General features: G+C 60.2%; 1 pseudogene. It reads left to right on the top strand.

Features of this window, described 5'->3' with window-relative positions:
• Nucleotides 1–269, top strand: a pseudogene (locus O7A60_RS31915) (S-(hydroxymethyl)glutathione dehydrogenase); the annotation flags it as partial.

The following is a 269-nucleotide window of genomic DNA, read 5'->3' on the forward strand; positions in this document are numbered from 1 at the left end:
GTGCTGCCCGAGATCGCGGTCGCCAAGGTCAATCCGGACGCCCCTTTCGACAAGATCTGCTACATCGGCTGCGGCGTCACCACCGGCATCGGTGCGGTCATCAACACCGCCAAGGTCGAGCAAGGTGCGACATCAGTGGTCTTCGGCCTCGGCGGTATCGGCCTCAATGTCATCCAGGGCCTGAAGCTTGCCGGCGCCGATATGATCATCGGTGTCGATTTGAACAACGACAAGAAGGCCTGGGGCGAGCGATTCGGAATGACGCATTT

It is taken from the genome of Mesorhizobium salmacidum (SeqCode) (assembly GCF_037179605.1).
Taxonomy (GTDB): Bacteria; Pseudomonadota; Alphaproteobacteria; order Rhizobiales; family Rhizobiaceae; genus Mesorhizobium; species Mesorhizobium salmacidum.